We start from the raw sequence: 24,908 nt of genomic DNA, 5'->3' as shown, positions 1-24,908 counted from the left end.
TGTGTGCTCAGCGGGTTAGGATGCTTTCCGGGCGGTGGCAAGGGCCGTTTCGATATCGGCCAAAAGCTCGTGCCAACTAGCCACGAATTTCTCCAAGCCTTCGGCTTCAAGGAGCGCGACGACGTCGTTGTAGGAGACGCCCAGGCGCTCAAGCCGGTGCAGCGTGAGCATGGACTCCGCATAGGTTCTGGAGATGGTGTCACCAGTGACAACGCCGTGATCGAATGTGGCGTCGAGGGTCTTTTCCGGCATGGTGTTGACCACATTGGCAGCCGCAAGGCCCGTGACATATAAGGTGTCGGGATATGCCGGGTCCTTGACCCCCGTCGAAGCCCACAACGGACGTTGTGGCAGTGCGCCGGCTTCTGCCAAAACGGCCCAACGCTCGGTGGAGAAGAGTTCTTCGTAGACTTGGTAGGCGAGGCGGGCGTTAGCCACCCCGGCCAAACCCTTGAGCGCTTTAGCATCCTCGGTGCCAATGGCATCGAGGCGCTTATCGATCTCAGTATCCACGCGGGAAACGAAGAACGATGCCACCGAATGGATCGTGGAGAGATCGTGGCCGTTTTCCTTGGCCAGTTTCAAGCCCGCCTGGAAGGCATTGATGACCGCGCGGTATCGCGCCAAGGAGAAGATCAGAGTCACATTGACGCTGATTCCGGCGGCAAGGGTAGCCGTTATCGCGTCCAATCCCTCTAGTGTTGCGGGGATCTTGATCAGAACGTTCTCTTTGTTAACCTTCTTGAAGAGTTCCTTGGCTTCGGCGATTGTGCCCTCGGTGTCCCAAGCCAGGCGGGGGTCAACTTCGATGGAGACCCGGCCATCGATTCCCTTGGTAGCCGCGAAAATCGGGGAGAAGAGATCGCAAGCGTCGGCCACGTCTGTCGTGGTGATCTCGAAGATAGTCTCTTCGACGCTGGCCCCCTGAGCCGCAAGCTCAGCGATCTTGGCGTCGTAGTCCGTCCCAGAGGTGATCGCGGCTTGGAAGATGGACGGGTTGGTTGTCACACCGACGACGTTCTTTTCGTCGATGAGTTTCTGCAGGCTGCCGCTGGAGAGTCGTTCGCGGGAGAGGTCATCCAACCAGATGGACACACCTGCATCGGAAAGGAGAGAAGTGGGAGTTGCGTTGGTCATGGCTTCTGTTGCTTCCTTCAAGTAGTTGAGGTTAGTTGGCTGCCGCGATGCGGGAGTCCTTTGCGGCAGCAACGACGGCATCCGCCGTGATGCCAAACTCCTGGAAAAGGCGCTTGTAATCTGCGGAGGCACCAAAGTGCTCCAGGCTGACGGACCGGCCGGCGTCGCCAACAAATTCCTTCCAGCCCAGGGACAGGCCTGCTTCGACGGAGACGCGAGCCTTGACGGCTGCGGGTAGCACCTGCTCACGGTACTCAGCAGGCTGGGCACGGAACCACTCGACACAAGGCATGGAAACCACGCGCGTGGCGATGCCTTCAGCCTGGAGCGCCTCACGGGCTTCGATGGCCAACTGAACCTCAGAACCGGTGGCGATCAGGATTACCTGAGCGGTGGTGACGGCACCAATAGCGGTAGCCTCGGCCAGGACATACCCGCCCTTGGCTACGCCGTCGGCAGAACCAAATTCAGCCGCCGTCGCCGGACCGGTGCCCCGGGCAAAGGTGGGGACGTTCTGGCGGGTCAGTATGATGCCTGCCGGGTTATCCTTCGTTTCCAGGATCTTCTTCCAGGAAGCGGAGACCTCGTTGGCGTCGGCCGGACGCACCACATCAAGACCCGGAATGGCACGCAGCGTGGCGAGTTGCTCCACCGGTTGGTGGGTGGGGCCGTCCTCGCCGAGGCCGATGGAGTCGTGTGACCACACATAGATGGACGGCACCCCCATCAAGGCGGATAGTCGGATGGCCGGGCGCTGATAGTCGCTGAAGATCAAGAAGGTACCCGAGAAGGCGCGGGTGGGACCACCCAGGTGGATACCGTTGACGATTGAGGCGGCGGCGTGCTCCCGGATGCCGAAGTGAAGTACTCGGCCGTAGGGGCTGCCAGACCAAGTGTCGGTCTGCTTAGAAGCCGGCACAAACGACCCGTATCCGTCGATTGTTGTGTTGTTGGAGCCAGCGAGGTCGCAGGAACCGCCCCAAAGCTCGGGCAGAACACCGCCGAGGCTGTTGAGGACCTTGCCGGAAGCTGCTCGGGTGGCGACATCCTTGCCCGCTTCGAAAACGGGGAGGTTGCTTTCCCAGCCTGCCGGAAGTTCCTTCTTCTCGATCCGCTCCAGCAGAGCTGCGTTCTCGGGGTTGGCGGATTTCCAGGCTTCGAAGTCGGCATTCCACTCTGCATGGGCTTCCGCTCCACGGGCGACGACTTTGCGGGTATGGGCCAGGATGGCGGGCTCGACGTCGAAGTTCTTCTCCGGGTCGAAACCAAGCTCGGTCTTCAGGGCTGCAACTTCGGCGGCACCCAGGGCGGATCCGTGGATGGCGCCGGTGTTCTGTTTCTTCGGCGACGGGTAGCCAATGATGGTGCGTAGCGAGATGATCGAGGGTTTGGAGGTTTCGGCCTTCGCAGCCAGCAGCGCGGAGTGCAGGTCCTGTACGTTTTCGACGTATTCGCCTGTCTCGGTCCAGTCCACCCGCTGGGTATGCCAGCCGTAGGACTCGTAACGCTTGAGCACGTCTTCGGTGAAGGCGATGTCGGTGTCATCCTCGATGGAGATGTGGTTCTCGTCATAGACCACCACGAGATTACCCAGTTCCTGGTGTCCAGCCAGGGAGGAAGCCTCGGCTGTGACGCCTTCCTGGATGTCGCCGTCGGAAGCGATGACCCAGATGGTGTGGTCGAAGGGGCTGCTGCCAGGAGCGGCATCGGGGTCCATGAGCCCGCGCATCCGGCGCTGCGAATAAGCGAAGCCTACCGAGGAGGCGAGTCCCTGGCCCAAAGGGCCGGTGGTGATTTCCACGCCCTTGGTGTGCTTGTATTCCGGGTGACCCGGTGTCAGCGAACCCCAGGTGCGCAGAGCCTCCAAATCGCTGAGCTCCAAACCGCAACCGGAAAGGAAGAGCTGGATGTACAGCGTTAGCGAGCTGTGCCCCGGGGAGAGAATGAAGCGATCGCGGCCAATCCAATCCGTATTCTTCGGATCGTGGCGCATCACCTTTTGGAAAAGCAGGTAGGCCGCTGGCGCAAGGCTCATGGCCGTGCCCGGGTGGCCGTTGCCAACTTTCTCAACAGCGTCCGCGGCCAAAACCCGGACGGTGTCCACGGCCCGTTGGTCCTCGGATGTCCAGCTGAGCGATCCTGACTCGGGACTAGCCGCTGAACCTGTCGCGTCGGACAAGGTGTCTGTCGCATTACTTGTGGGATTCACGGTTGTTCCTCTCGTTTGGGGTGTTGGCCGGGGTGGCCGTTGGGATATTTTCTGGTTGGTATTTATCCTTTCGGATCGAAGGGGTAGGGGTAACGCTATTTTCTGATGGTTCTTACTACCCTTAAGAGTTGGCTGATGCGTGTTTTGGTCAGATTTCAGAGCTAAAAGTGCTTCGAACTACTCTTTCGGAGGAATGATTTGGGTCGGGGGAGATGGGGTTCGCTAACAACCCACACCAACACCGGATCCATTGCGGTTCTGATCCGCCTATTTGGCGATCAGTGGCAAACTGTCCCGCTCACCTCTGGGCGCAGCTCTACCAGTCAGAGTTAGCCGCATTTGTGGATGCATTTTAGAAGTACCAAGGCTGCAAACGGTTTCGCCGAAGACTCGGTCGGGGTCGAGACGGCGTAGTTCTTCGGTCAGACAGTCCAGCAAGGTACGGCGCGGCAAGGAGATGCTTTGGGTGGGCTGGCCGGGCTGGGTGAGTTCGGCGACGGTAAGCCCAGGGCGATAGAGTCGAATATCACCGGAGGCTCGGGACAGCCGAACACATCGAATTCCGGCAACGGCAGGGTCCTCGACGACGGTGACCGGGGCGTCCAAAGTCAGGGTGAGCCATGCCGCGAGCAGGATCGCGCTGGGAGATTCGGAGGCTCCTTCGATCGTGACGGCGGTGACTGGAGCGCCGTCGACCTGGTCCAAAGCTGCGGCGAGCTGGATCCGCCAGTTGGTCAGCCTGGTCCAAGCCAGGTCAGTATCGCCGGGTCGGTAGGTGTCCCGAATGACCTTCAGAGCTGTCTGGGGTTCGTCCTGCTTGGCTGAGTCGGTGATACGCCGATGGGCGATGCGGCCGATGGAGGTCTCGCTAGCATTTTTTGGGGCCCGGTGCGACCACCAGGCCACAATCGGGGCGTCAGGTAGCAGTAGCGCGGAGACGAGCGACAGGCTCTCCTCGGCAAGTTCGCCATAGCCGTATAGCACGATCACTTCCGAGCCGCCGATGCCATCACCAACGTGGATCTGAGCGTCGAGCCGGTTCGGAGCCTCCGCTCCAGCATCGACGAGTACGATGATCCGGACCGGGCGTTCCTGGCTGGCGTCCTTGGCTGCCGTAATGGCTTCCTCTTCCTGCCCCTTCTGAGTGATGATCACCAGGTTCAGCACGCGTCCTAGCGCGGTCACGCCGCCCCGCTCTCGCAGGGAGACGATTTTTTTAGAGATTTTTGTGGTCGTGGTGCCGGGTAGCTCTACTATCATTGCCTTTTCCAGATTCTTCCATCGCGAGTGAGTGGTTCATCGACCGGCGTTCATGAGAGTATCTGCTCGCGGGTTTCCCCAAAGGGAACTGAGTCGTTAAGCGAAATCGTGTACCGGCCGGGATGATGGCGGGTAATTAAGATGCCAGCCAAATGCTGAGTCATTGCTACTTGCCGGAGCTCAGCCTCCGCGTTGTCGAGCAGTTCTTGACGCCGGCTCGGTTCGGTGATCAGAACTTCCAGGTGTTCGATGGACTCAGTTTGCATGATGAGGGACTTCCTCTCGGGGGGAATCGGGCACCGTTCAACCCTTCCCGGTGCTGGAGGGCGGTCCACTCCACTCCAGGACTGGCTGGTGTGTGTGGCGGTCCCTCTGTAGGCACGCTGGGAAGAAATTTCAGGACTGCAACCCCCGAGTGACGGGGGCTGCAGTCCTGAAATTGGCGCACTGCTAAGTTGCAGGACGCCGCGACTAAGCGGTGCGAAGCTTAGACGATCGCGTCGCGAAGTTCCTTTGCGGCCTGAGCCGGGTCGGCTGCACCGTAGATGGCACCGCCGGCGACGGCGACGTCCGCGCCTGCACGCTGTACGTCTTCGATGGTGCTGCGGTTCACGCCACCAGCTACGGAGAACGGAACGCGAGCTGCCTCACCGGCGCTGAGCAATCCCTTCAAATCGAAGCCGGGCTGAGCCTGCTCGTCAAGGCCAGCATGCATCTCGACGAACTTTGCGCCCAGCGCACGGGCTTCCTTGGCCCGGGTGGCCTTATCAGCCACACCGATGAGGTCAACCACGATGCCCTTGTTGTGAGCCTGGGCAGCCTTGACCGCACCTGCGATGGTGGAGTCATCGGCCGTGCCGAGCACGGTAACCAGGTCCGCGCCAGCCTTGAAAGCAATGTCCGCTTCAAGTTCTCCGGCGTCCATGGTCTTCATGTCGGCAAAGACGATTTTGTCCGGGTGCGCATTCTTGACGGCGGTGACGGCGGAGAGGCCAGCCGCCTTGATCAGCGGGGTGCCGAGTTCGATGATATCGACGTATTCGGCGACCTGACCGGCCAATTTGAGCGCGTCTTCGACGGTGAGGAGGTCCATAGCTACTTGGAGTTTCATTATGTTTTTTCTTTCTGTAGGGAACTGCGGTTGATGTGGAAAGTGAAGGCTCTGATTAATCGAGCTCGGATTACTCGAGGTTGGCGTGCCGGAGCCAGAGCTCTTCGGCGGGTTCATCGGAGTTCCCCCACAGCGTCTGGAATAGGGCCTCGGTGGCGACGAACAGCACTTGTTCGAACAGGGATCCGGCGTATTGCCGGGAAACATTGGATCCGTGGTCTGTCTTCTGTGCAGCGGGGATGATCACTAGCGAATCGGCAAGTGCCGCGAGCGGCGAATCCGGGTTGGTGGTAAACGCGGCAACGCGCGCTCCGACCTTCGCTGCGGTCTCCGCTGACTTGACCACTCCCGAGGTCGTTCCAGATCCGGAAGCCACCAAGAGCAGGTCGCCGGGTCCGATAGCGGGGGTTGTGGTGTCACCGGCGATGTGTACGGTCATCCCCAGGTGCATCAGCCGCATCGCAGCCATCCGCAGGACCAGCCCGCTCCGGCCAGCTCCCGCAACGAACAGCCGACCCGGCTGGCCAAGTTGGACCGCCAGTGCAGCCACCTGATTTTCGTCGATTTTGTCTGCCGTGTCCGCGATCTCGTCCCTGACGAGAGACAGATTGCGGACATAGTCGTCTCGAATACTGTTCACCGTAATTGTTGGATTCACGGTTGTTCCTTTCGTTGGGTGCTGGCCGGGGTGGCCGTTGGAATATTTTCTGGTTGATATTTATCCTTTCGGATCGAAGGGGTAGGGGTAACGCTATTTTCTGATGGTTCTTCCTACCCTTAAGGATTGGGTGGGTTGTTTTGCTGCGGGTACACTTTCGGCATGAGTGCAGTAACCAGTCAGTCTTTGAAGAAGTCCAGTGCGTCTCTTTTGGAGGTGCCTTGGCCCCTTTTGCGGGCGGTGGAGGCGTTGGCTGATGCGCCTTTGAGCCAGATAGCCGAGCGATTACGTGATGCGACGTTCCCTTATGTGCGAAGCAGTGCGTTGGTTATTTTCACCGAAGATTGCACGGGGCGGCCGCAGAAGAAGGCGGGCGATGAGGAGATTATTGCCCGGGTTTCCATTGCGGAGCTTGACGCGCTTCGAGCGACTCTTTCGGAGGAAGAGCCCTGGTTCGGGGAGGCCGAGATCGCGGGTCCGCTCCGTCCGGTATTGGCTCTGAAACATGCTCCTAGCCAGGCGCTTTTGGTGCTGACTGACCCTCAGCCCTTTGGCCAGGAGGACGAGGCTGGCTTGGATCTGGTGAGGTATTTGTGGGGTATTGCTGCCCGGCGGATTCGGGAGAAAGTGGCTGATGCGCCGCCGTCGTATTTATTGGAATCTCGAGCGGCTTCGGCTGAGCGCGTCCGGGTGACCGCGGAGCTGACCGATTTGCACTCCACGACCTTGGAAACTCTTTTGGCTGCTTTGCATTCATCCGCTTTGGATGATGCGGCGGTGCGTGCGGCGGTTACTGATCTTACGGCTAAGGCTTTGGTCAGGCTTCGCACCCTTAGCGATCGTACGAATGATTTGGTGAAAGAGCCTGTTGCTACCGCTTTCGAGCGTTTGCGGGAGGATCTTCGACCGCTCACTCGTTTTAGCGGCATTGAGGTTGAGTTCATTGAACCACCGCGGAATGGTAGGGATTTGCCGGGGGAGGTTGCTCATGCGGCGCGGGCTATTGTTCGGGGACTTTTGCTAGCAATGATTGAGCAGCCTGAGGTGAGTAGGGTTCGGACCCAGTGGGACTGTGACGGCGAGAATTTGCTGATCAATGTTCGTGACGATGGGCGTGGTGCACTCGCTCCTGATGCGCCGAACATTATTCGATTGGACCGTCGGGTTCAGGCGCTGGCGGGGCATTTACAGATTGAGGTGATGCCGAATTGGGGTGCGGATGTTTTCGTGACACTTCCGCTGGACCCGCCTGCTCCCTTAGCCGGGGATGTTGCTGGCTGGAATTTAGGTGGGCGGGAACTTGAGGTTCTTCAGCATCTTGCCGCTGGGCAGCGTAACCGGACGATTGCTTCAACTCTGGGTATTAGTGAGAACACGGTCAAGTTCCACGTGCGGAATCTATTCAGGAAGCTCGACGTCGGATCCCGCACCGAAGCAATTGCTCTGGCACACAGCCACGGACTGCGCTAACACCCCGCACACGGAACAAAACACCTCTTAATAATTGTGGCTAGGTTTCTCTGGCATGTAGTGTCAAAAATCTCAGGGGGCAGAGGACGTATCTCACCTTCCGGTACTGTCGATTTTTCCAAACAGCTTGGCAGTGCCGATGCTCGGGATGCGTAGTAGGGACGAGACCCCCGTAACGCGCGGCTCGGAGGGGGCTCGATATATTCTCCAATCATCCTAGAAATAACACGCCACGTCTCAGCTGCTGTCTTGTCAGCAGTGAGGCCAACAACGTCGCGGAGAAAACGTTTTCGTAACTCCCAACCGTTCACCGACTTTCAGGCAGGAAAGCAGGATCAATGTCGATTCAAATTAGTCGCCGCCAACTAGGACAGGCTGCACTGGGCGTAGCCGCATTGGGCTTTCTGAGCGCCTGCGGTACCCAGGGATCAGGGACCAACACAGATGGCACGGTCACACTTCGTTTCGCCTGGTGGGGCAATGAAGTCCGTAACACCAGCACCGGAAAGCTGATCGCGGCGTTCACTGCGGCCAATGCCAAGATTAAGCTTGGTGCGGAGCCCGGTGTGTGGGGCAGTTACTGGGACAAATTGGCAACCCAGACCGCTGGAAATGAGATGCCGGACATCATTCAGATGGACCAGCAGTACCTTGCCGAATACGGAGGACGCGGCGCGCTTTTAGACCTGTCCGGGCAGAAGGCCATTGACACCAGCGGGATCACTCAGGACGCCCTAAAGGCAGGCCAGGTAGACGGCAAACAATTTGGCATCAGTGCAGGCCAGACCGCCTATGTGGTGATGGCGAACACCCGGATTTTCAAGGAAGCCGGTGTGGACATCCCGGACGACACCAAGTGGACCTGGGATGACTACATCGCTACGGCAGCTGCTGTTGCGGCCAAGATGCCCAAGGTATTTGGCTCCGCCTACGGAGGCACGGACGATGCTCTGACGGTATGGTTTGGCCAAAATGGCGAATCTCTCTACACCGAAGATGGAAAGCTTGGCTTTACCGAAGGCACACTCTCGGCGTTTTACGAACGACTGCTTAAGCAACGCGAAGCCAAAGCAGGTCCGTCCGCATCGCTCAACTCCGAGGACGCTAATGCGGCCCTGGAACAAACACTGTTTGGCACGGGGCAGCTGGCCATGTCTTGGGCATGGACCAGCCAGCTAGGTGCACTTGCAGCCGCCACGGGCGATGACATCAAGATCTTGCGCGTGCCAAGCCTCGCCGGATCTGCGGCTAAGGCTTCGATGTATTTCAAAGCCTCCATGCTCTGGTCGGCATCGGGACGGACTAAACATCCGGAAGAAGCAGCCAAGTTCATCAACTACCTCCTGAATGACGTCGAAGCAGCCAAAATACAGCTCACCGACCGGGGCATCCCTTCGAACCCTAAGCTCCAGGAAGCCATCGCCCCGCTGCTCAAACCCACGGATAAATCGGCCAGCGACTTCCTCAAGGCAATCCAGCCAGAGATATCCTTCACCCCTTCTGTTCCCCCGGTGGGCACCGGAACACTCAGTAGCGTCTCGCTGCGCTATCTGGATGATGTGCTGTTCAACCGCAAAACCCCTGCCGTCGCCGCCAAGGAATTCAAGGCAGAGATTGAGGGGCTCATTAGCTCCGCCGCCAAATAGCTACCCAATCTCCATTCCCACCTTCCATTGATGGTCCCCGGGCCCGAGTTAGGAAGTCATGAAATTGCCACCGTCCAGGGGTGCTGAAAGTGCTCTGCGCTTGGTTCTACCGAGCTGGAGACTCGGTGAGTGATGTGTCGGGGCTGGGCAAACTCAAGGGCCGCGGGTCCAAAACCGATCGCAGTGACACCAAGGCTGCACTGATTTTTCTTGCCCCTTGGCTGCTCGGCTTGGTGGCCATCACCCTGGGGCCGATGCTGATTTCCTTGTTCCTATCCTTCACCGACTACAACCTTCTCCAGGCTCCAAAATTTATAGGCTTCGACAACTTCATCAGGATGTTTCAAGACACCCGGCTGTTGAATTCTCTACGCGTCACCTTCAGCTATGTGCTGGTGGGTGTCCCGCTGCAACTCGCGCTGGCTCTGCTCGTCGCAATGGTCCTGGACCGCGGCATCCGTGGCTTGCCGTTCTATCGCTCGGTGTTCTACCTGCCCTCCCTCCTGGGTGGTTCGGTCGCCGTCGCCATTTTGTGGAAGCAGATCTTTGGTACCGCGGGGCTGGTAAACCAATTCCTGTCCCTGCTGGGGATCCAGGGCCCGGGCTGGATCTCTGACCCCAACACCGCATTGAGCACCATCATCCTGTTACACATCTGGACCTTTGGTAGCCCGATGATCATCTTTCTCGCAGGGCTGCGCCAGATTCCGACCATGTACTACGAGGCGGCACAGGTCGACGGCGCCGGCAAGCTCACCCAGTTCTTCCGCATCACGCTACCTTTGCTGAGCCCGATCATCTTCTTCAACTTGGTGCTCCAGATTGTTGGCGGCTTCCAATCCTTTACCCAGGCTTTTATCGTTTCCGGAGGCAACGGAGGGCCATCCGATTCCACGATGTTCTTCACCCTGTATCTGTACCAAAAAGGTTTCGGCCAGTTCGATATGGGATACGCCTCAGCGATGGCTTGGGTGCTCCTGCTGATCATCGGCGCGTTCACGGCCATCAACTTCTATGCGGCAAAATTCTGGGTGTTCTATGACGACTGAAGCCCAGCCTTCACCAAGTCCCGTTCCAACGAGGAAAAAAGAGACGCGAGGTAACAAGCCCACAAAGGGGCGGGTGCACCGTTCCAAAAGCCGCACAGAGATCCGGATCCGCACCATCCTCAAGCACACGTTGCTGATCATCTCCGCGTTAATCATGATCTATCCACTGCTGTGGATGATCGCCTCCTCGCTGCGGCCCAACGACCTGATCTTCCGGGCGCCTGGCATCTGGCTGACGACCTTTGAAACCAGCAACTTCGCCGACGGTTGGAATGCCCTGGCCAAACCGTTCTCCACCTACTTGCTGAACTCCGCAATAGTGGTGCTCGGCTCCATTATCGGCAATCTGGTGTCCTGTTCGATGGCAGCCTACGCTTTCGCCCGTCTTCGATTTAAGGGCAAGAAGTGGTTCTTTGGAGCCATGTTGTTGACCATCATGCTGCCGTTCCACGTAGTGGTTGTGCCGCAGTACATTATGTTCTCCCAGATCGGCTGGGTGAACACCTTCTGGCCGCTCATCGTGCCCAAACTTCTGGCAACGGATGCGTTCTTCGTTTTCCTCATGGTCCAGTTCATCCGCGGCATTCCTCGGGAACTTGATGAGGCAGCGCGTATTGACGGCGCCGGCCATCCGAGGATTTTTCTCCAAGTCATCTTGCCTTTGATGGTTCCGGCCTTGGCGACCACCACCATCTTCACCTTCATCTGGACCTGGAACGACTTCTTTAGCCAGCTGATCTATCTGACAGATCCGGACATGTTCACCGTCCCGGTGGCACTACGCAACTTCATCGACTCCACCGGTTCCAGCTCCTGGGGCGCAATGTTTGCGATGTCCATTGTGTCCTTACTGCCGGTCTTTATCGCTTTTCTGTTCGGCCAGAAGTTCCTGCTCAAGGGCATCGCCACCACCGGCATCAAATAAACGCCCCTAACCAGAAGCGCCGCTAACCAGACGTTCCGCTAGCCGGCTCAGGATAGCCCAATGACTTCGGGATAGCCTGCTGGCCCGACAGCGGACTATCCCGAAGCTAATGAACTATCGCGACGACGGCGGGGACCACAGCCTGCGGGAGGACGGGGACGACAGCCTGCGGGACGGCAGGGGACGACGGCTGCCGGGTCACCGCTTGCCGCGGAAAACCTGTACCACCGAGGGCCGGGGTAGGGCAGCTTCGCCCCGCCTGGGACGCTGACCGGGTCCAACGTAATCGGGGAAGGCCGAGCGCTGTGCCGCCCAGCTCCCCTCCTCGCCGGGATGCTGCACCGCGACGAAGACCAGACCATCCTGATCGTGCACGATCGGACCACAGGTTTCTGATTCCCGCGGTACCGAGAGGAACTGCTGCACCCTCCCGCGCTCGCGGCCGGACAAGGTCACCTTGAAGAGACCATCGTTGAAACCAATGGTCGAGGGTGCTCCGTCGGTGGAAATCCACAGATCCCCTTTCGAATCGAAGGCTAGATTATCCGGGCAGGAAATCGGCGAAACCTGGTCCTTAGGGAAACCGCCGAAGTAGGTCGCATTGTTCTTGGCCGGATCGCCGCAGACCAAAAGCAAGTTCCAGTCGAAGCGCCCGGAAGTCTGCCCACCACGCTCGGTGATCTCCACGACGTGCCCGTCCCGGTTCTCGTTGCGCGGGTTCGCTTCGTCGGCGGCCGCGAAACCGACCTTGCCCCGATTGGTGTTATTGGTGCAGGCCACATAGATCTTCCCGGTGGACAGACTGGGCTGCACATCCTCGCAACGATCCATCTTGGTGGCGTTCACCTTATCCGCCGCCAGCCGGGTGTAAACCAAGACCTCGTCGATGCTCAGCCCGGGAACCACAGATGCTCCGTTGCGGGTCAGTGGAATCCATTGCCCGCCGCCGTCGAACCGACCATCCTTCGGAAGCTTTCCGGAGCCATCGATCTCCGTCGCAGAGTCGCCCTCGAAGCGGGCGACGAACAAATCGCCCTCGTTGAGCAGTTTCTTGTTCCAGGCTCGAGCCGCCGCAGAGTCGCCGGGGCGATACTTGTACTTGCTGATGAATTTATAGAGGTAGTCAAAGCGTTCGTCGTCGCCCATATAAGCCACCACATGACCGTCCTCGGCCAGGATGACATTGGCACCCTCATGCTTGAAGCGGCCCATCGCGGTGTGCTTGAGCGGGGTGCTTTGCGGATCGAGGGGATCTACCTCGACAATCCAGCCAAAGTGATTCACCTCGTTCTGATATCCCGGATTCCGGGTATCCCAACGCGGCTCATCCAGTTCCCAGCCGTTGTTCGTGGCCTTGGAGGTGAGCCCGTAGCGCTGATCGCTCGCACTGGTTCCGGGAGTTACGAAGTAGCCGTTGAAGTTTTCCTCGCCGGAGAGCATGGTGCCCCAAGGTGTGGTGCCACCGGAGCAGTTACCCAGCGTGCCCAATGCAGTCTTGCCTCTGGGGCTGGCCACCGTCTTCAAGAGCGAGGACCCCGCTGCCGGACCGGTAAAGGAGTATTTCGTGGTGTCTAGGAAGCGTCGGTTCAGGTGGCCATTGCGGTCATACTGCCAGGGAGTTCCGCGGCGGGATCTGCGCAATTCCACCACGCTGAGTCCGTGCGCGGCCCGGGTGATCGCTCTGGCTTCGGCTGGGTCCAGATTCGGTGGGAACATGATCGCCGGATTCACGTATTCGTGATTGCAGAACAGGAGAGCTCGCCGCCCCTTGCTGCCCGGAAGCTCCACAATATCGGTGTAGTCGTTGTTATAGCCGAACTGCTGTTTCTGAGCTGCCGCGGTTTGCTGCGTTGGATTGAACTCGGGGGAGCGCCGAAACAAGGGATCGCCCCAGCGAATCACCGGCTTCCAGGCGAATCCGGCGGGCACGGTCAGCTCGTCCACCAGACGGTCCACCGGGGCAATCGGCGTAAAACTCAGGGGCGAGGAGTGCCAAGACTGAGCGAAGAGTGAGCTGGTCGGTGCGGCCGCGGACGCGTTCTGCGGTGCGGCTCCGAGAGCGAGCGTCACCGCCCCTGCCGCGCCCAAGCCGAGGAGCTGACGGCGACCCAGGGCAGCCCCAGCAATGTCTCGGAAGTAGGCATTGGCGGAGGTATTGCACACCTCGCCAGCGCAGGCGTTATCGCATTTGAGCTGACAGGTCACCGGGCTACGTTTGCCCCTCGTTAGCTCGGCCATCGGTAGCAGGGTGCGGGTCGATTCGGACATCTTCGAAACTCCTTCGGTTGATGTGTCTGAACCCCAGCCTGCAAGACCAGCGAATCATCCCGGTGACCTCCAGGTGGATCCTAGGTGAACTCTGTGAAGGGCCTGAGCGAGGAAGATGACGCAGGATGACCCCAGATGAACTGCTATGTCACACTGTTTCGCTGAAGTGTCGAACGCAAAACTACAGTCGATCCATGACTGTTCGGGACCTCTATCCGATCTCGCTGCGCCTGCTCGGCCGGCCGGTGCTCGTGGTGGGCGGCGGTGCGGTGGCCACCAGACGAGCTAAGGGCTTGCTTGACGCCGGGGCTTCCGTCACCGTGGTAGCTCCCGAAGTGAGCGAAGAACTCAAGCAGCTGCACGACGCCGGTCTGCTGCTTTGGCGAGCCCGCAGCTATCGCAGCGCTGATCTGAGTGGTAGCTGGTTTGTACAGACTGCGACCGGAAACACCGAGGTGGATGAACGGGTAGCTATTGAGGCCGAGGAGCAGCGGATCTGGTGCGTCAACGCAACCGATCATGAGAACTCCGCGGCCTGGACCCCTTCGGTCGCTCGGATTGACGATGTCACCGTGGCCGTTAACGCCGGGGGAGATCCGCGCCGTGCGGTGGCCTTGCGCAAGGCTATCGCCAGCGGGCTGGAAACCGGTGAAATCGGCACCTCTGCCTTCAAACATCACCGTCCACATCAAGGAAGCGTGTCGCTTGTGGGCGGTGGCCCCGGAGCCGAGGACCTGATCACGGTTCGCGGCCGAAAGCTGTTGGCAGAGGCCGACGTCGTGGTTGCGGATCGGCTAGGACCCCGTGGCTTGCTCACCGAACTGGGCGAAGACACCGAGATTATCGAGGTGGGCAAGAGCCCCCACCACCACCCCGTTCCACAAGCCGAGATCAACCAAATCCTGGTTCGTGAGGCTAGGGCTGGAAAGCGGGTGGTCCGACTCAAAGGCGGAGACCCCTATGTACTCGGCCGAGGCGGCGAAGAGGCCGAGTTCTGCCGTCAAAACGACATCCAGGTTGAAGTGGTCCCCGGGGTCACCTCGGCGATCTCGGTCCCGGCTGCCGCCGGCATTCCGGTGACCCATCGAGGCTTAGCCAGGGGGTTCACCGTTGTCTCCGCTCACGAGGATCTAGAGGAAGTTCCTCCGGGCGGCGATCACACGGTTGTGCTCCTGATGGGGGTCTCCACCCTGCGCCGTTCTGCGGTGAGTTTGACCACAAAGGGGCGAGGCGAAGACTGCCCGGTTGCTATCATTGAAGATGGTTTTGGGGCAGCGCAGCGCATCACGATCGGCACCTTGGGCGGCATCGCAGACCAGGCGGAAACCATCGGCGTCACCTCGCCAGCCGTCATCGTGGTTGGAGATGTAGTGCGGATTAGCCCCTTCGCGCCCAGCGATTTTCGATTGACCCTTCCTCAGCCCACGGCACAAACCGCCCGCTGAGCAGCTGTACTCATAAGGAGAACCCACTTGTCGAACCTGATTGAAACGACTCAACGCGGCACCGCCGATCGTCCTTTGCGGGTGGTGGTGGTTGGTTGTGGTCCTGCTGGTGTGTATGCGGCGGATTTGTTGACTAAGTCGGAGTGGGTCAGGAGTGGTGGGTTGGTGGTGAGTATTGATGTGTTTGATCGGTATCCGGCGCCGTTTGGGTTGATTCGTTATGGGGTTGCTCCTGATCATCCGCGGATTAAGGGCATTATTGGGGCGTTGCATAAGGTGTTGGATCGTGGGGATATCCGGTTTTTTGGCAATGTTGATTATGGTGTTGATCTGTCGTTGGCGGATTTGCGGAAGCATTATGATGTGGTGATTTTTGCTACGGGTGCGGTGGATGATGCTGCGTTGAATATTCCTGGTATTGGGTTGAGGGGTTCTTTTGGCGGCGCTGATTTCGTTTCCTGGTATGACGGGCATCCGGATGTGTCGCGGGAGTGGCCGTTGGATGCTGAGCAGGTCGCGGTGTTGGGTAATGGGAATGTGGCGTTGGATGTGGCGCGGGTGTTGTCTAAGCATGCTGATGATTTGTTGGTGACGGAGATTCCGGAGAATGTGTATGCGGGGTTGAAGGGTTCGCCGGTGACGGATGTGCATGTTTTTGGTCGTCGTGGTCCGGCGCAGATTAAGTTCACTCCGTTAGAGCTGCGTGAGCTCTCGCATTCGCGTGATGTTGACATCATTTTGTATCCGGAGGATTTTGAGTTTGATGAGGCTTCGGATGAGGCGATTCGGAGCAATAATCAGGTGAAGACGATGGTGAATACGTTGACGAATTGGTTGGTGGAGCAGCCGGAGGAGTCGAGGGCGTCGCGGCGACTGCATTTGCATTTCTTGCATAATCCGGTGGAGGTCCTGGGCGAGGGTGGTGTGGTTACCGGGATCAGGTTTGAGCGGACTGAGTTGGATGGCACCGGAAATGCTCGGGGTACGGGGGAGTTCTTGGAGTACCCGGTTCAGGCTGTTTATCGTTCAATCGGGTACTTCGGCTCGGCTCTGCCGGAGGTTGAGTTTGATGCCGGTCGTGGTGTGGTGGTTAATGAGGGCGGTCGGGTGTTGGATGCGGAGGGGAAACCTGTTCCGGGTTTGTATGCGACGGGGTGGATTAAGCGTGGTCCGGTGGGGTTGATTGGTCATACGAAGGGTGATGCTTTGGAGACCGTGACGTGTGTGTTGGAGGATTTGGAGGGGTTGCCGGTTGCTGAAGCCCCGGGTGAGGATGCGATTACGGGTTTGTTAGAGGCTCGTGGTGTCCGGTACACCACGTGGGAAGGTTGGCATGCCCTGGACACCCACGAAAAAACCCTCGGCGAGAACTTCGATGCGAACGCCCTCGGCCTGGAACTGAGCCGGGAACGCGTCAAGGTAGTCTCCCGCGAAGAGATGGTGCAGATTTCCGGCGCCATTGAGGCCAAGGTCTAGCAGCCACCGAAGCTCGGTGCGCTCAGGACAGCCGGCGCACCGAAAGTGCTAACCAGAGCTGCACCCGATCAGCCGTGGTGGCAGGGTCGAATCCGGTCAGTTCCGCGATCTGGGTGAGCCGGTAGCGCACCGTATTGCGGTGCAGCGAGAGTGAATCAGCCACCGCAGCCAGTGAACCATTGAGCTGTAAGTAGCTCTCCAAGGTGAGCATTAACTCGGAGCCGTGCTCGGCGTCGAACTGTACTAGCGGTCCAAGCGTTTCTGTGGCCATATCAGCCATCGGAACGTCCTCACTGGCCAGCAATAGCGAGGTTAGCGATAGTCGCTCGGGTTCATTGACCTCCAGCCCGCGCCCAGCTGCCTCGCGCGCTTCGAAGTAGCTCCAGCGCAAGCCATTGGCTTGGGCATAGGCGCCGCCGATGCCCACCGAGGCGGGGATTCCGGCACCGTGTAAATAACGGGACAGTTTTCCGGCCAGGCTAACGGCGTTGAGCCCGGATGCTGGAAGCACCACTAGTAGCTCGTCCTCAACCACGGCCGCGATCCCGGCGTCAAAAGCGGGTGGCAGCACCATGCCCGCCAGCACCGAGCGCTTTCGCTCCGGGGCGGTGACCAGCAGGATCAGATTCTTGGCCGAGGGGTCGATCTGAACTCCGCGCAACCGAGCCGCAATATCGGCTTCCGGGAGCGCACCCCGCAGCACATCTTGCAAAACCTGTCCGGCCAGTTGCCTGCTGTCCTGCCGTCGCTGCACTTGATTCGCCAGCTCAACGCTGACCAGACTCTTCGCATAATCCACCACTCCGTTGTCCCGGAAAGGCTTACGCAGCCACAGTGTGCACGCATCGCGCTTTCCGGTTGGCACTGGAACCGGCAACCAATGATCATCATCCGGCACACTGCCCGGGGTGCTGCTGAAGATCTGGGCGTGGAACTGTTCCAGTACGACGTCGGCCCCCACCATGGTGCGCAGCGTCCCCAGCAGGGAGGCCAAGCCGCCGCCATTGCCGGCGGAACTACTGAGAAGCGATTGGACCAACAATTGATGCGCGGCCAGCAAGCCCTCAAGCTTCGCATAATGCTCGGTGCTGAGCGCGTCCGCTACCAGCTTGCCGATTGCCAGGAAGGGAGTTTGATAGGGAATCTCTAACACCGGAACGGCCCAGCGATTTGCTTCCGCGAGCAATGCCTGCGGAACACTGTCATGACCCAGCCCGGTGCCGAAACCGATGCCTACCGCCCCGGAGCGCTGCACCTGTCGGACGAAAACCCGCTGCGCGGCCGCGGTATTCAGTCGCGCGCCCGTGGTCAGCACCAATTCTGCCCCGCTCAGAAAAGGCTGAGGATTCTCTAATTCGGTCACCGCAACCCAGGCAATGGCAGAATCTAGGGTCTTGGCCGCCGAACCGAGATTTTTCAGGGCTAAGCTCGGATCATCGAGCAGCGTGCGGAGGGTAATGGACATGACTCCAATGTACCGGGCTCAACTATACAAACGCACTAATGATACGTAATTTGATAGTGCATTCATCCATTCCGACCGAAGCCTTGCGTCACTTACGCTCGCAGGAGTAGCTGAAATCCCCGATCCGCAATGAACCAAGTACCCAGTTAGGTTGGACACCGTGGTCAACACTTTGCAGAACTTCATCGACGGCGAATTCCGTGCGCCAACCGGAAGCGGCGCCTTGGATATCGTCAATCCGGCGACCGAAGAGATCGTCGCAAGCGCCCCGATTTCCGGGCAGGCCGATATTGATGACGCCATGGCTGCGGCAGCCCGCGCGTTCAAGAGTTGGAAGCGTACGACGCCTTCCGAGCGCCAGCTACTGCTACTCAAGCTCGCCGATGCCATGGAAGCGCGAAGCGATGAGCTAGTTGCGGCTCAGCACCGCAACACCGGCCAAGTCAAGCAGTTGATCGCCGATGAAGAGGTGGCCGCCGGAGCCAACCAGATCCGCTTCTTCGCCGGCGCGGCCCGCCTGCTGGAAGGCAAGAGCGCTGGAGAGTACATGGAGGGCTTCACCTCCTACGTCCGCCGGGAACCTGTCGGGGTCATTGCCCAGGTAACGCCGTGGAACTACCCCTTGCTGATGGCGATCTGGAAGATCGGCCCGGCGCTGGCCGCTGGCAACACCATTGTGCTCAAACCCTCCGACACCACCCCGGAGAGCACCCTGGTATTGGCCGATTTAATCAAGGACATCTTCCCGGCTGGTGTTTTCAATGTGGTTCTGGGCAACGGTGGAACCGGAGCCGCTATGGTGGCTCACCCGACTCCCGCGATGGTTTCTATCACCGGTTCGGTTCGCGCCGGTATCGCGGTGGCAACCGGTGCTGCCGCTGGGCTCAAACGCGCCCACCTGGAGCTCGGAGGTAAGGCTCCCGCCATCGTCTTCGCGGATGCAGATCTTGCCAAAACAGCTCAGGCGCTGGCCGAGTTCGCCTTCTTCAATGCCGGGCAGGACTGCACCGCCGTTACCCGGGTGCTGATCCAGGAACAGGCTCAGCAGGAATTCCTGGGCTACCTGAAAACCGCGGCGGAGAGCTTGCACACGGGCAGCCAGGACGATACCGAAAACTATTACGGACCGCTCAATAACGTAAATCACTTCAACCAGGTGGTCAAGATCGTGGAATCCCTTCCGGACTACGCCACCGTGGTCACCGGCGGGCACCGCGAGGGGGAGAAGGGCTTCTTCTACGCCCCTACCGTGATTGCCAACGTCAAGCAGAGCGATGACATTGTGCAGAAGGAGACCTTCGGCCCGGTGATTACCGTGCAGAGCTTCAGTACCGAAGGAGAAGCCATCGAACTGGCCAATGACGTCGAATACGCGCTGGCCTCCTCGGTGTGGACCACCGATCACGGTACTGCCATGCGAGTATCTCGGGAACTCGACTTCGGCGCGGTCTGGATCAACACTCACATCATGCTGACCGCCGAAATGCCACACGGAGGTTTCAAGCAGTCCGGTTATGGCAAGGACCTCTCGATGTATGGCGTTGAGGACTACACCCGGATCAAACACGTTATGTCGGCACTCGACGCCTAAACCTCAGCGCTTCCCACGACTTCTTAATGAAAGGCACCATGATGGCAGAAATTGAATACCGGCTTGAGCAGAAGCGACGCGTGCTGGGGGATTTTCCCGGCCCCAAGTCCGCTGCCTTGAATGAGCGCCGGAAGAAGGTAGTCGCCGCTGGTGTGGCTTCTAGCGTCCCGGTCTATGTGGCGGATGCCGATGGCGGAATCATTCACGATGTGGATGGCAACTCCTTTATCGATCTGGGCTCCGGCATCGCGGTCACCTCGGTAGGTGCCTCGGACGCCGCCGTGGTTGGCGCAATTGCCGAGCAGGCCAGCCATTTCACGCATACCTGTTTCATGGTCACTCCCTATGAGGGATACGTGCAGTTGGCCGAGGAACTCGCCCGGCTGACCCCTGGCGATCACGAAAAGCGTTCCGTGCTGTTCAACTCCGGAGCCGAGGCGGTGGAGAACGCGGTCAAGATCGCCCGGCTCGCCACCGGGCGGGACGCCGTAGTGGCCTTCGACCACGCCTACCACGGCCGCACCAACCTCACCATGGCGCTGACCGCGAAAGCGATGCCGTACAAGACCGGCTTCGGCCCCTTCGCCCCCGAGATCTACCGGGTGCCGATGAGCTACCCCTACCGTGAGGAAGCCGAGATCAAGGGCGAGGACGCTGCCCGTCGCGCCATCACTATGATCGAGAAGCAGATCGGTGGTGACCAGGTGGCCGCCATCCTGATCGAACCGATCCAGGGCGAGGGCGGCTTCATCGTTCCGGCCGAAGGCTTCCTACCCACTTTGGCCGCCTGGGCCAAGGAAAAGGGCATCGTCTTTATCGCCGATGAAGTGCAGTCCGGCTTCTGCCGCACCGGCGCCTGGTTCGCCAGCCAACACGAAGGCGTGGTACCTGATCTGATCACTCTGGCCAAGGGCATTGCCGGAGGCATGCCGCTCAGCGCGGTCACCGGTCGCGCCGAGCTGCTCGACGCCGTACACCCCGGCGGATTGGGCGGTACCTACGGCGGAAACCCGGTAGCCTGCGCCGCCGCGCTCGCCGCGATCCGCAGCATGGAAGAGTACGATCTGAACGCGCGGGCTCAGCGGATCGAGGACATCGTGTTCGCTCGTTTGCGCACCTTGACGGAAGAACTTGGCGAGAGCAGCATCATCGGTGAGGTGCGTGGCCGTGGTGCCATGCTCGCCGTCGAACTGGTCAAGCCGGGGACCGCGCACACCACTAAGGAAGCGAATCCGGAAGCCACCAAGGCTATTGCGGCTGCCTGCCTGCAGGCGGGTGTGGTGATCTTGACCTGCGGAACCTACGGAAATGTGGTGCGCTTGCTGCCGCCGCTGGTGATCAGTGAGGAATTGCTCGCCGACGGCCTGGACGTGCTGGAAGCGGCGATCCGCGCCGCCTGAGCCTAACTAACTAGGCTGTCTGGCGTTTCCGTAGGATAAAAGCTGCGGAAACGCCAGACAGCAATAATGAATTACAGGTAAGGTTCGTTTATGCGATATGTGGTTGGTTATACCCCCAATGAACGCGGAGCCGATGCCATTGCCCTAGCGGCGGCGATTGCGCGGACCCAGGATGCTCAACTCGATGTGGTGTACGTGTTCAATGAAGACACGCCCTATGTCTCCTTGACCCCGGATGGCGAGATGCTCAGCCCCAGCGAGCAGGCGGTGCTGATTGCCCGAGGTAAGGCGCTCAAACTCGTTCCGGAGGACGTGAAAGCCGAATTCCATGTCCGGGAAGCGGAGTCCTTTGCCACCGGGCTGATTGAAGCGGCGACCGAATACGAGGCCGGTCTCATCGTGATCGGCGCGGCCAGCAACGGGCTGTTCAAGCGTTTCACCGTTGGTTCTATCGCCAACAGTCTGCTGCACGCCTCCCCGGTCCCGGTGGCCTTGGCGCCACGGGGCTATCAGCGCAAGGAAGGGCTCAGCCGACTCACTCTGATGGTGGGCACCCGGCAGGGCGCCCAAGAGGCCATTGACGTAGCCATCGAATCGGCGGCCCGGCGCGGTCTGCCGCTGCGGCTGGTTTCGCTGCTGGAACTCGACGAGCTTAAACAAGAAGAATTCGAGCTGGACAATCCGCTCAGCCCGGCCCGCCAGCACGTCAATACGGTGTTGGCACAGGCAGCCGCCAAGCTTTCCGAGAGCCAGGCCACCGCGACCTTGGCACACGGGCGGAGTATCGAGGAAGCGATCGATTCTATCGGCTGGGACGACGGCGAATTGGTGATCTTCGGATCTTCCCGATTGGCGCAGAAAAACCTTCTGTTCCTGGGCAGCACCGCGAATAAGGTGCTCCGTGCGCTGCCGGTGCCGATGATTGTGGTTCCTCGCGATTACGAGCGCTTCGACACGCTGGGCTAAAGAGCTCTATAGAGGGGTGGTGCCAATCCGGCACCACCCTTTTTGCTGTCACTTTCCCGTTTGTTTCTTTTGGCTGTTAACATCGACGAGCTCCTGCCATAGGATATGAAACGATATTCGCCGCCACGAGCGGATATCGAGGGGTGTTGGTTGCTTTCAGCCATCGGCTCCGGCTTCGGGGGTTGCACAAGTATTTGGGGGAGTAATATGTTCCGGCGTTTATCAGTTGGTTTAACTGCAATTCTTGGATTACTTTTACTTGGCATCTTGGGTGCGGTGCCTGCTTGGGCCACTAATAAAGGGACCGTGAGCGGCGATAACTCCACCGCGTGCGTGGCGAATTGGACTGCATCATCGGTGATGAACACTAATCTCACCGACCAAGATCCTAGCTACCCCAACCTCATGACCGGCCTCAATGGTGCCGCCGTGGATTACAGCAATGGCGGGTATATCAAGGAAGTTCGGCCAGAATACGGCGGTACTGGGATCTTCGAGATCAATCACTGGTATCAAACCACTACACCGACCGGACCATTGGTAGCTTCGCAGCCAACCTCCGTGAACTGGCGGATCCCCATCTCAACCGATGCCCCAATCACCGGCGCACAACTCACCTTCACCATCCCGCGAGGCACCAATTTCGCTTTGACTTCCGGTGCCAATATTGCCGCCTGGGGCACTCCCTATAGCAACTACACCTGGACTAACCCGACTATCACTCACACCGTTTCCCCAGACGGACTGACCTGGACGGTTACTCTGGGCGACCTCGCGGCGCACACCGGTGTGGTGGTGCAGTTTAGTGGAACCGTCCCTGCGGGCACCGTGCTGAGTGAAAACTCGGTAGCAACCGGACAGCTGATTGGCGCGTTCCCTCCCGGCACCGGAACCTGCGCCAGTACTCCGAATTCAACCTCTGGTAACAACTCAGCAGCTTGCAAAGTTTCCTGGGTGACGGACGCAACCTCGACAGTGACGGACGGAAGCAAAGGTATTCCTGATGTGACCCGCAGCCAGGTAGTGCAACCGTCTTTCGGAGATCCCGGCAAGTTTGGAATAGACGGTTGGGCTACCGCTAGCTCTACTCCTGGTGACGCCACTCTTAACGGTCGATTTGTACTAGCCACAGACGAAGCAATCTCCCAAGTGACGTGGGTGTTGCACCTGGATGCTGCGATTAATGCGCCCGTCTTCACGGTTTCAAACCCCGCCCCGGGATGGCGAGTCGATAATAACTATCCCGTTGCAGTGACTATCGATGCTGGATTGTGGGATCCGGCGGCACACACCATGACCTACCAACTCACCATGCCAGCGAAGAGCAGCGTAGTCATCAACTACACCGGATCTGCCGAGGGAAGCTACGTCAGCGGTGCAAGCTACACCAACACCGCGAACTTAAGCGGAACCTATCAGCCCGGCAGTGCGAGCTGCGCCGCGGAGACCAGCACCCCCACCACCAGTACTCCCACCACAAGCACTCCCACATCGAGCACATCAGCTGTCGATACTCCGACTTCCAGTACTGCTCCGGCCACAACCGGAACGCTCGCGCCGGTTCAATCAGACCCGGTTAGCCCAACCTCAACCCCCGTGGAAGGTCTTGCGAATACTGGCTCGAATGGAACTACGAGCTATTTGGCCTTCGCAGCGCTCACCCTCATAATCGGCGTTGCGCTCTTAGCTCTCAATAAGACATCTCGTAGGGGTCGACACCAGAACTAATATCGAGAAGTCCGCCAAGGGACCCTTGAGCGAGGAGCCAACCTGGAACTACGCAGCCGAAGCTTTGCGCAGGATAGTGTTGCGACGGAAGGCGATCAGCATATCGACGGTCAGGATCAGCAGAGCCAACCAGACTATGCAGAAGCCGATCCAGCGTTCCAGGCTCATTTCCTCACCGAGGAACAACACGGCGATTAGGAACTGCAGCACAGGTGCAAAGTATTGCAAGAGACCGATGGTGGTCATCGGCAGGCGCCGAGCCGAAGCCCCGAAGAACAAAAGCGGTACGGCGGTGATCACCCCGGATGCGGCCATCCACCAGAAGTGACCGGCGCCTTGAGCGCCTAAGGTGGCTGCGCCGTCGGCTGCAAGAACTACCATCACGACCGCCGCAACGGGAGCCAGGAACGCGGTTTCTACGCTCAGTGAGGTCACCGCGTTGACCTCTGGACCGACTCTTTTCTTGACGAAACCGTAGATGCCGAAGCTGAAGGCAAGCACGAGCGCGATCCAGGGCAACTGGCCGTAAGCCACGGTGAGTTCAATCACCGCAGCGAAGCCGATGCCCACTGCGATCCACTGCAACGGCCGCAGCTTCTCTTTCAGTACCAGCACGCCAAGCAGCACGGAAACCAGCGGGTTGATGAAGTAGCCAAGTGAGCTTTCTATCGCATGTCCGCTGGTCACCCCATAGGTGTAGGTCAGCCAGTTGATCGCTATCAAGACGGCGGCAATTGCTAAGGTGCTCGCGATCCGTGCACTACGGAAGACCTTAATGACGGCGGGCCAGCCGCCGGTGAAGCTGAGTAGCAGGGTGCAGAAGAACAGCGAAAAAAGCACCCGATTAGCAACAATTTCGACGGCGCCAGCAGGCTTGAGCAAAACGAAGTACAGGGGTAACAGGCCCCACAAGCAGTAGGCGGCTGCGCCGTAGGCAATGCCGAGTCCGGACTTTTCGGAGAGCGGCTGAGGAATAGTTGTCGAGAGTTCGGTACGGGGCACACAGCAATAACATCACTTGCGCACGGCAAACACCAGCGGGTGTGGGGCGTCTCTCCTAGGGATTGCTGCAGGGCAGAAGCGGAGTCCTAGACTGGTGCTCAG

Annotated in this window: 19 protein-coding genes; 10 read left to right on the top strand and 9 right to left on the bottom strand. The window is 59.3% G+C overall.

Going from position 1 to position 24,908, the window contains the following annotated elements; translation table 11 throughout:
* Window positions 1-15: 15 nt before the first annotated feature.
* The 6 genes from tal to hxlB form a co-directional block, all read right to left on the bottom strand.
* Window positions 16-1,137: a transaldolase gene (gene tal, locus FHU41_RS08305; RefSeq protein ID WP_179389231.1), complete on the bottom strand. Its 1,122-nt coding sequence runs from the start codon at window positions 1,135-1,137 to the stop codon at window positions 16-18.
* Window positions 1,138-1,168: 31 nt separating this feature from the next.
* Window positions 1,169-3,316, bottom strand: a complete 2,148-nt coding sequence (gene tkt, locus FHU41_RS08300) for a transketolase (RefSeq protein ID WP_218847243.1) — start codon at window positions 3,314-3,316, stop codon at window positions 1,169-1,171.
* 297 nt (window positions 3,317-3,613) lie between these two features.
* Window positions 3,614-4,606, bottom strand: a complete 993-nt coding sequence (locus tag FHU41_RS08295) for a glucose-6-phosphate dehydrogenase assembly protein OpcA (RefSeq protein ID WP_179389229.1) — start codon at window positions 4,604-4,606, stop codon at window positions 3,614-3,616.
* Between the two features lie 50 nt (window positions 4,607-4,656).
* Complete coding sequence (locus tag FHU41_RS08290; RefSeq protein ID WP_179389228.1) at window positions 4,657-4,872, bottom strand: hypothetical protein; 216 nt, start codon at window positions 4,870-4,872, stop codon at window positions 4,657-4,659.
* 221 nt (window positions 4,873-5,093) lie between these two features.
* Entirely contained in the window at window positions 5,094-5,717 is a 624-nt protein-coding gene (gene hxlA, locus FHU41_RS08285) for a 3-hexulose-6-phosphate synthase (protein ID WP_179389227.1), read from the bottom strand.
* A 70-nt stretch (window positions 5,718-5,787) separates the two neighbouring features.
* Window positions 5,788-6,375 carry a 6-phospho-3-hexuloisomerase gene (gene hxlB / locus FHU41_RS08280; protein ID WP_179389226.1) on the bottom strand — a complete coding sequence of 196 codons (588 nt, stop codon included), beginning with the start codon at window positions 6,373-6,375 and terminating at the stop codon, window positions 5,788-5,790.
* Window positions 6,376-6,537: 162 nt separating this feature from the next.
* Here hxlB and FHU41_RS08275 point away from each other — a divergent pair, with 162 nt between their 5' ends.
* From FHU41_RS08275 to FHU41_RS08260, 4 genes are all read left to right on the top strand, one after another.
* On the top strand, window positions 6,538-7,845 hold the full coding sequence (locus FHU41_RS08275; protein WP_179389225.1) for a helix-turn-helix transcriptional regulator: 1,308 nt from the start codon (window positions 6,538-6,540) through the stop codon (window positions 7,843-7,845).
* A 338-nt stretch (window positions 7,846-8,183) separates the two neighbouring features.
* Window positions 8,184-9,491 (top strand): ABC transporter substrate-binding protein, encoded by a 1,308-nt coding sequence (locus tag FHU41_RS08270; RefSeq protein ID WP_179389224.1) that lies wholly within the window; start codon window positions 8,184-8,186, stop codon window positions 9,489-9,491.
* 134 nt (window positions 9,492-9,625) lie between these two features.
* A complete protein-coding gene (locus FHU41_RS08265; protein WP_425503319.1) occupies window positions 9,626-10,540 on the top strand; it encodes a carbohydrate ABC transporter permease in 915 nt (304 codons plus the stop codon).
* Window positions 10,530-11,465 carry a carbohydrate ABC transporter permease gene (locus tag FHU41_RS08260; protein WP_179389223.1) on the top strand — a complete coding sequence of 312 codons (936 nt, stop codon included), beginning with the start codon at window positions 10,530-10,532 and terminating at the stop codon, window positions 11,463-11,465. The genes FHU41_RS08265 and FHU41_RS08260 overlap by 11 nt, the downstream gene beginning before the upstream one ends.
* A 198-nt stretch (window positions 11,466-11,663) precedes the next feature.
* Here the strand turns inward: FHU41_RS08260 and FHU41_RS08255 are convergent, their stop codons facing one another.
* Window positions 11,664-13,733, bottom strand: a complete 2,070-nt coding sequence (locus FHU41_RS08255; protein WP_179389222.1) for a PhoX family protein — start codon at window positions 13,731-13,733, stop codon at window positions 11,664-11,666.
* Window positions 13,734-13,927: 194 nt separating this feature from the next.
* On the opposite strand from FHU41_RS08255, the gene cobA reads away from it, so the two are divergent.
* Window positions 13,928-15,178 carry a uroporphyrinogen-III C-methyltransferase gene (cobA, locus tag FHU41_RS08250; RefSeq protein WP_179389221.1) on the top strand — a complete coding sequence of 417 codons (1,251 nt, stop codon included), beginning with the start codon at window positions 13,928-13,930 and terminating at the stop codon, window positions 15,176-15,178.
* 36 nt (window positions 15,179-15,214) lie between these two features.
* A complete protein-coding gene (locus FHU41_RS08245; protein WP_179390368.1) occupies window positions 15,215-16,654 on the top strand; it encodes an FAD-dependent oxidoreductase in 1,440 nt (479 codons plus the stop codon).
* A gap of 22 nt (window positions 16,655-16,676) precedes the next feature.
* On the opposite strand, the gene FHU41_RS08240 is transcribed toward FHU41_RS08245, so the two are convergent.
* Complete coding sequence (locus FHU41_RS08240) at window positions 16,677-18,119, bottom strand: PucR family transcriptional regulator (RefSeq protein ID WP_179389220.1); 1,443 nt, start codon at window positions 18,117-18,119, stop codon at window positions 16,677-16,679.
* A gap of 160 nt (window positions 18,120-18,279) precedes the next feature.
* Here FHU41_RS08240 and FHU41_RS08235 point away from each other — a divergent pair, with 160 nt between their 5' ends.
* From FHU41_RS08235 to FHU41_RS08220, 4 genes are all read left to right on the top strand, one after another.
* A complete protein-coding gene (locus tag FHU41_RS08235) occupies window positions 18,280-19,710 on the top strand; it encodes an aminobutyraldehyde dehydrogenase (RefSeq protein ID WP_179389219.1) in 1,431 nt (476 codons plus the stop codon).
* Window positions 19,711-19,751: 41 nt separating this feature from the next.
* A complete protein-coding gene (gene gabT, locus FHU41_RS08230) occupies window positions 19,752-21,110 on the top strand; it encodes a 4-aminobutyrate--2-oxoglutarate transaminase (protein ID WP_246279581.1) in 1,359 nt (452 codons plus the stop codon).
* 90 nt (window positions 21,111-21,200) lie between these two features.
* Window positions 21,201-22,076 carry a universal stress protein gene (locus FHU41_RS08225; RefSeq protein WP_179389217.1) on the top strand — a complete coding sequence of 292 codons (876 nt, stop codon included), beginning with the start codon at window positions 21,201-21,203 and terminating at the stop codon, window positions 22,074-22,076.
* Between the two features lie 405 nt (window positions 22,077-22,481).
* Window positions 22,482-23,804, top strand: coding sequence for a hypothetical protein (locus tag FHU41_RS08220; RefSeq protein ID WP_218847183.1), 1,323 nt, complete (start codon window positions 22,482-22,484; stop codon window positions 23,802-23,804).
* A 48-nt stretch (window positions 23,805-23,852) separates the two neighbouring features.
* On the opposite strand, the gene rarD is transcribed toward FHU41_RS08220, so the two are convergent.
* The gene (gene rarD / locus FHU41_RS08215; protein ID WP_179389215.1) at window positions 23,853-24,806 is read right to left on the bottom strand and encodes an EamA family transporter RarD; all 954 of its coding nucleotides are present in this window, start codon (window positions 24,804-24,806) and stop codon (window positions 23,853-23,855) included.
* Between the last annotated feature and the right edge of the window lie 102 nt (window positions 24,807-24,908).

Source organism: Psychromicrobium silvestre (genome assembly GCF_013408295.1).
GTDB lineage: Bacteria > Actinomycetota > Actinomycetes > Actinomycetales > Micrococcaceae > Renibacterium > Renibacterium silvestre.
This window is presented reverse-complemented; position numbering and strand designations above follow the sequence as displayed.

Coding starts and splice junctions, on each gene's coding strand:
- tal (WP_179389231.1), bottom strand. CDS start 1,137: ATGACCAACGCAACTCCCACTTCTCTCCTTTCCGATGCAGGTGTGTCC.
- FHU41_RS08295 (WP_179389229.1), bottom strand. CDS start 4,606: ATGATAGTAGAGCTACCCGGCACCACGACCACAAAAATCTCTAAAAAA.
- FHU41_RS08290 (WP_179389228.1), bottom strand. CDS start 4,872: ATGCAAACTGAGTCCATCGAACACCTGGAAGTTCTGATCACCGAACCG.
- hxlA (WP_179389227.1), bottom strand. CDS start 5,717: ATGAAACTCCAAGTAGCTATGGACCTCCTCACCGTCGAAGACGCGCTC.
- FHU41_RS08275 (WP_179389225.1), top strand. CDS start 6,538: ATGAGTGCAGTAACCAGTCAGTCTTTGAAGAAGTCCAGTGCGTCTCTT.
- FHU41_RS08270 (WP_179389224.1), top strand. CDS start 8,184: ATGTCGATTCAAATTAGTCGCCGCCAACTAGGACAGGCTGCACTGGGC.
- FHU41_RS08260 (WP_179389223.1), top strand. CDS start 10,530: ATGACGACTGAAGCCCAGCCTTCACCAAGTCCCGTTCCAACGAGGAAA.
- FHU41_RS08255 (WP_179389222.1), bottom strand. CDS start 13,733: ATGTCCGAATCGACCCGCACCCTGCTACCGATGGCCGAGCTAACGAGG.
- cobA (WP_179389221.1), top strand. CDS start 13,928: ATGACTGTTCGGGACCTCTATCCGATCTCGCTGCGCCTGCTCGGCCGG.
- FHU41_RS08240 (WP_179389220.1), bottom strand. CDS start 18,119: ATGTCCATTACCCTCCGCACGCTGCTCGATGATCCGAGCTTAGCCCTG.
- gabT (WP_246279581.1), top strand. CDS start 19,752: ATGGCAGAAATTGAATACCGGCTTGAGCAGAAGCGACGCGTGCTGGGG.
- FHU41_RS08225 (WP_179389217.1), top strand. CDS start 21,201: ATGCGATATGTGGTTGGTTATACCCCCAATGAACGCGGAGCCGATGCC.
- FHU41_RS08220 (WP_218847183.1), top strand. CDS start 22,482: ATGACCGGCCTCAATGGTGCCGCCGTGGATTACAGCAATGGCGGGTAT.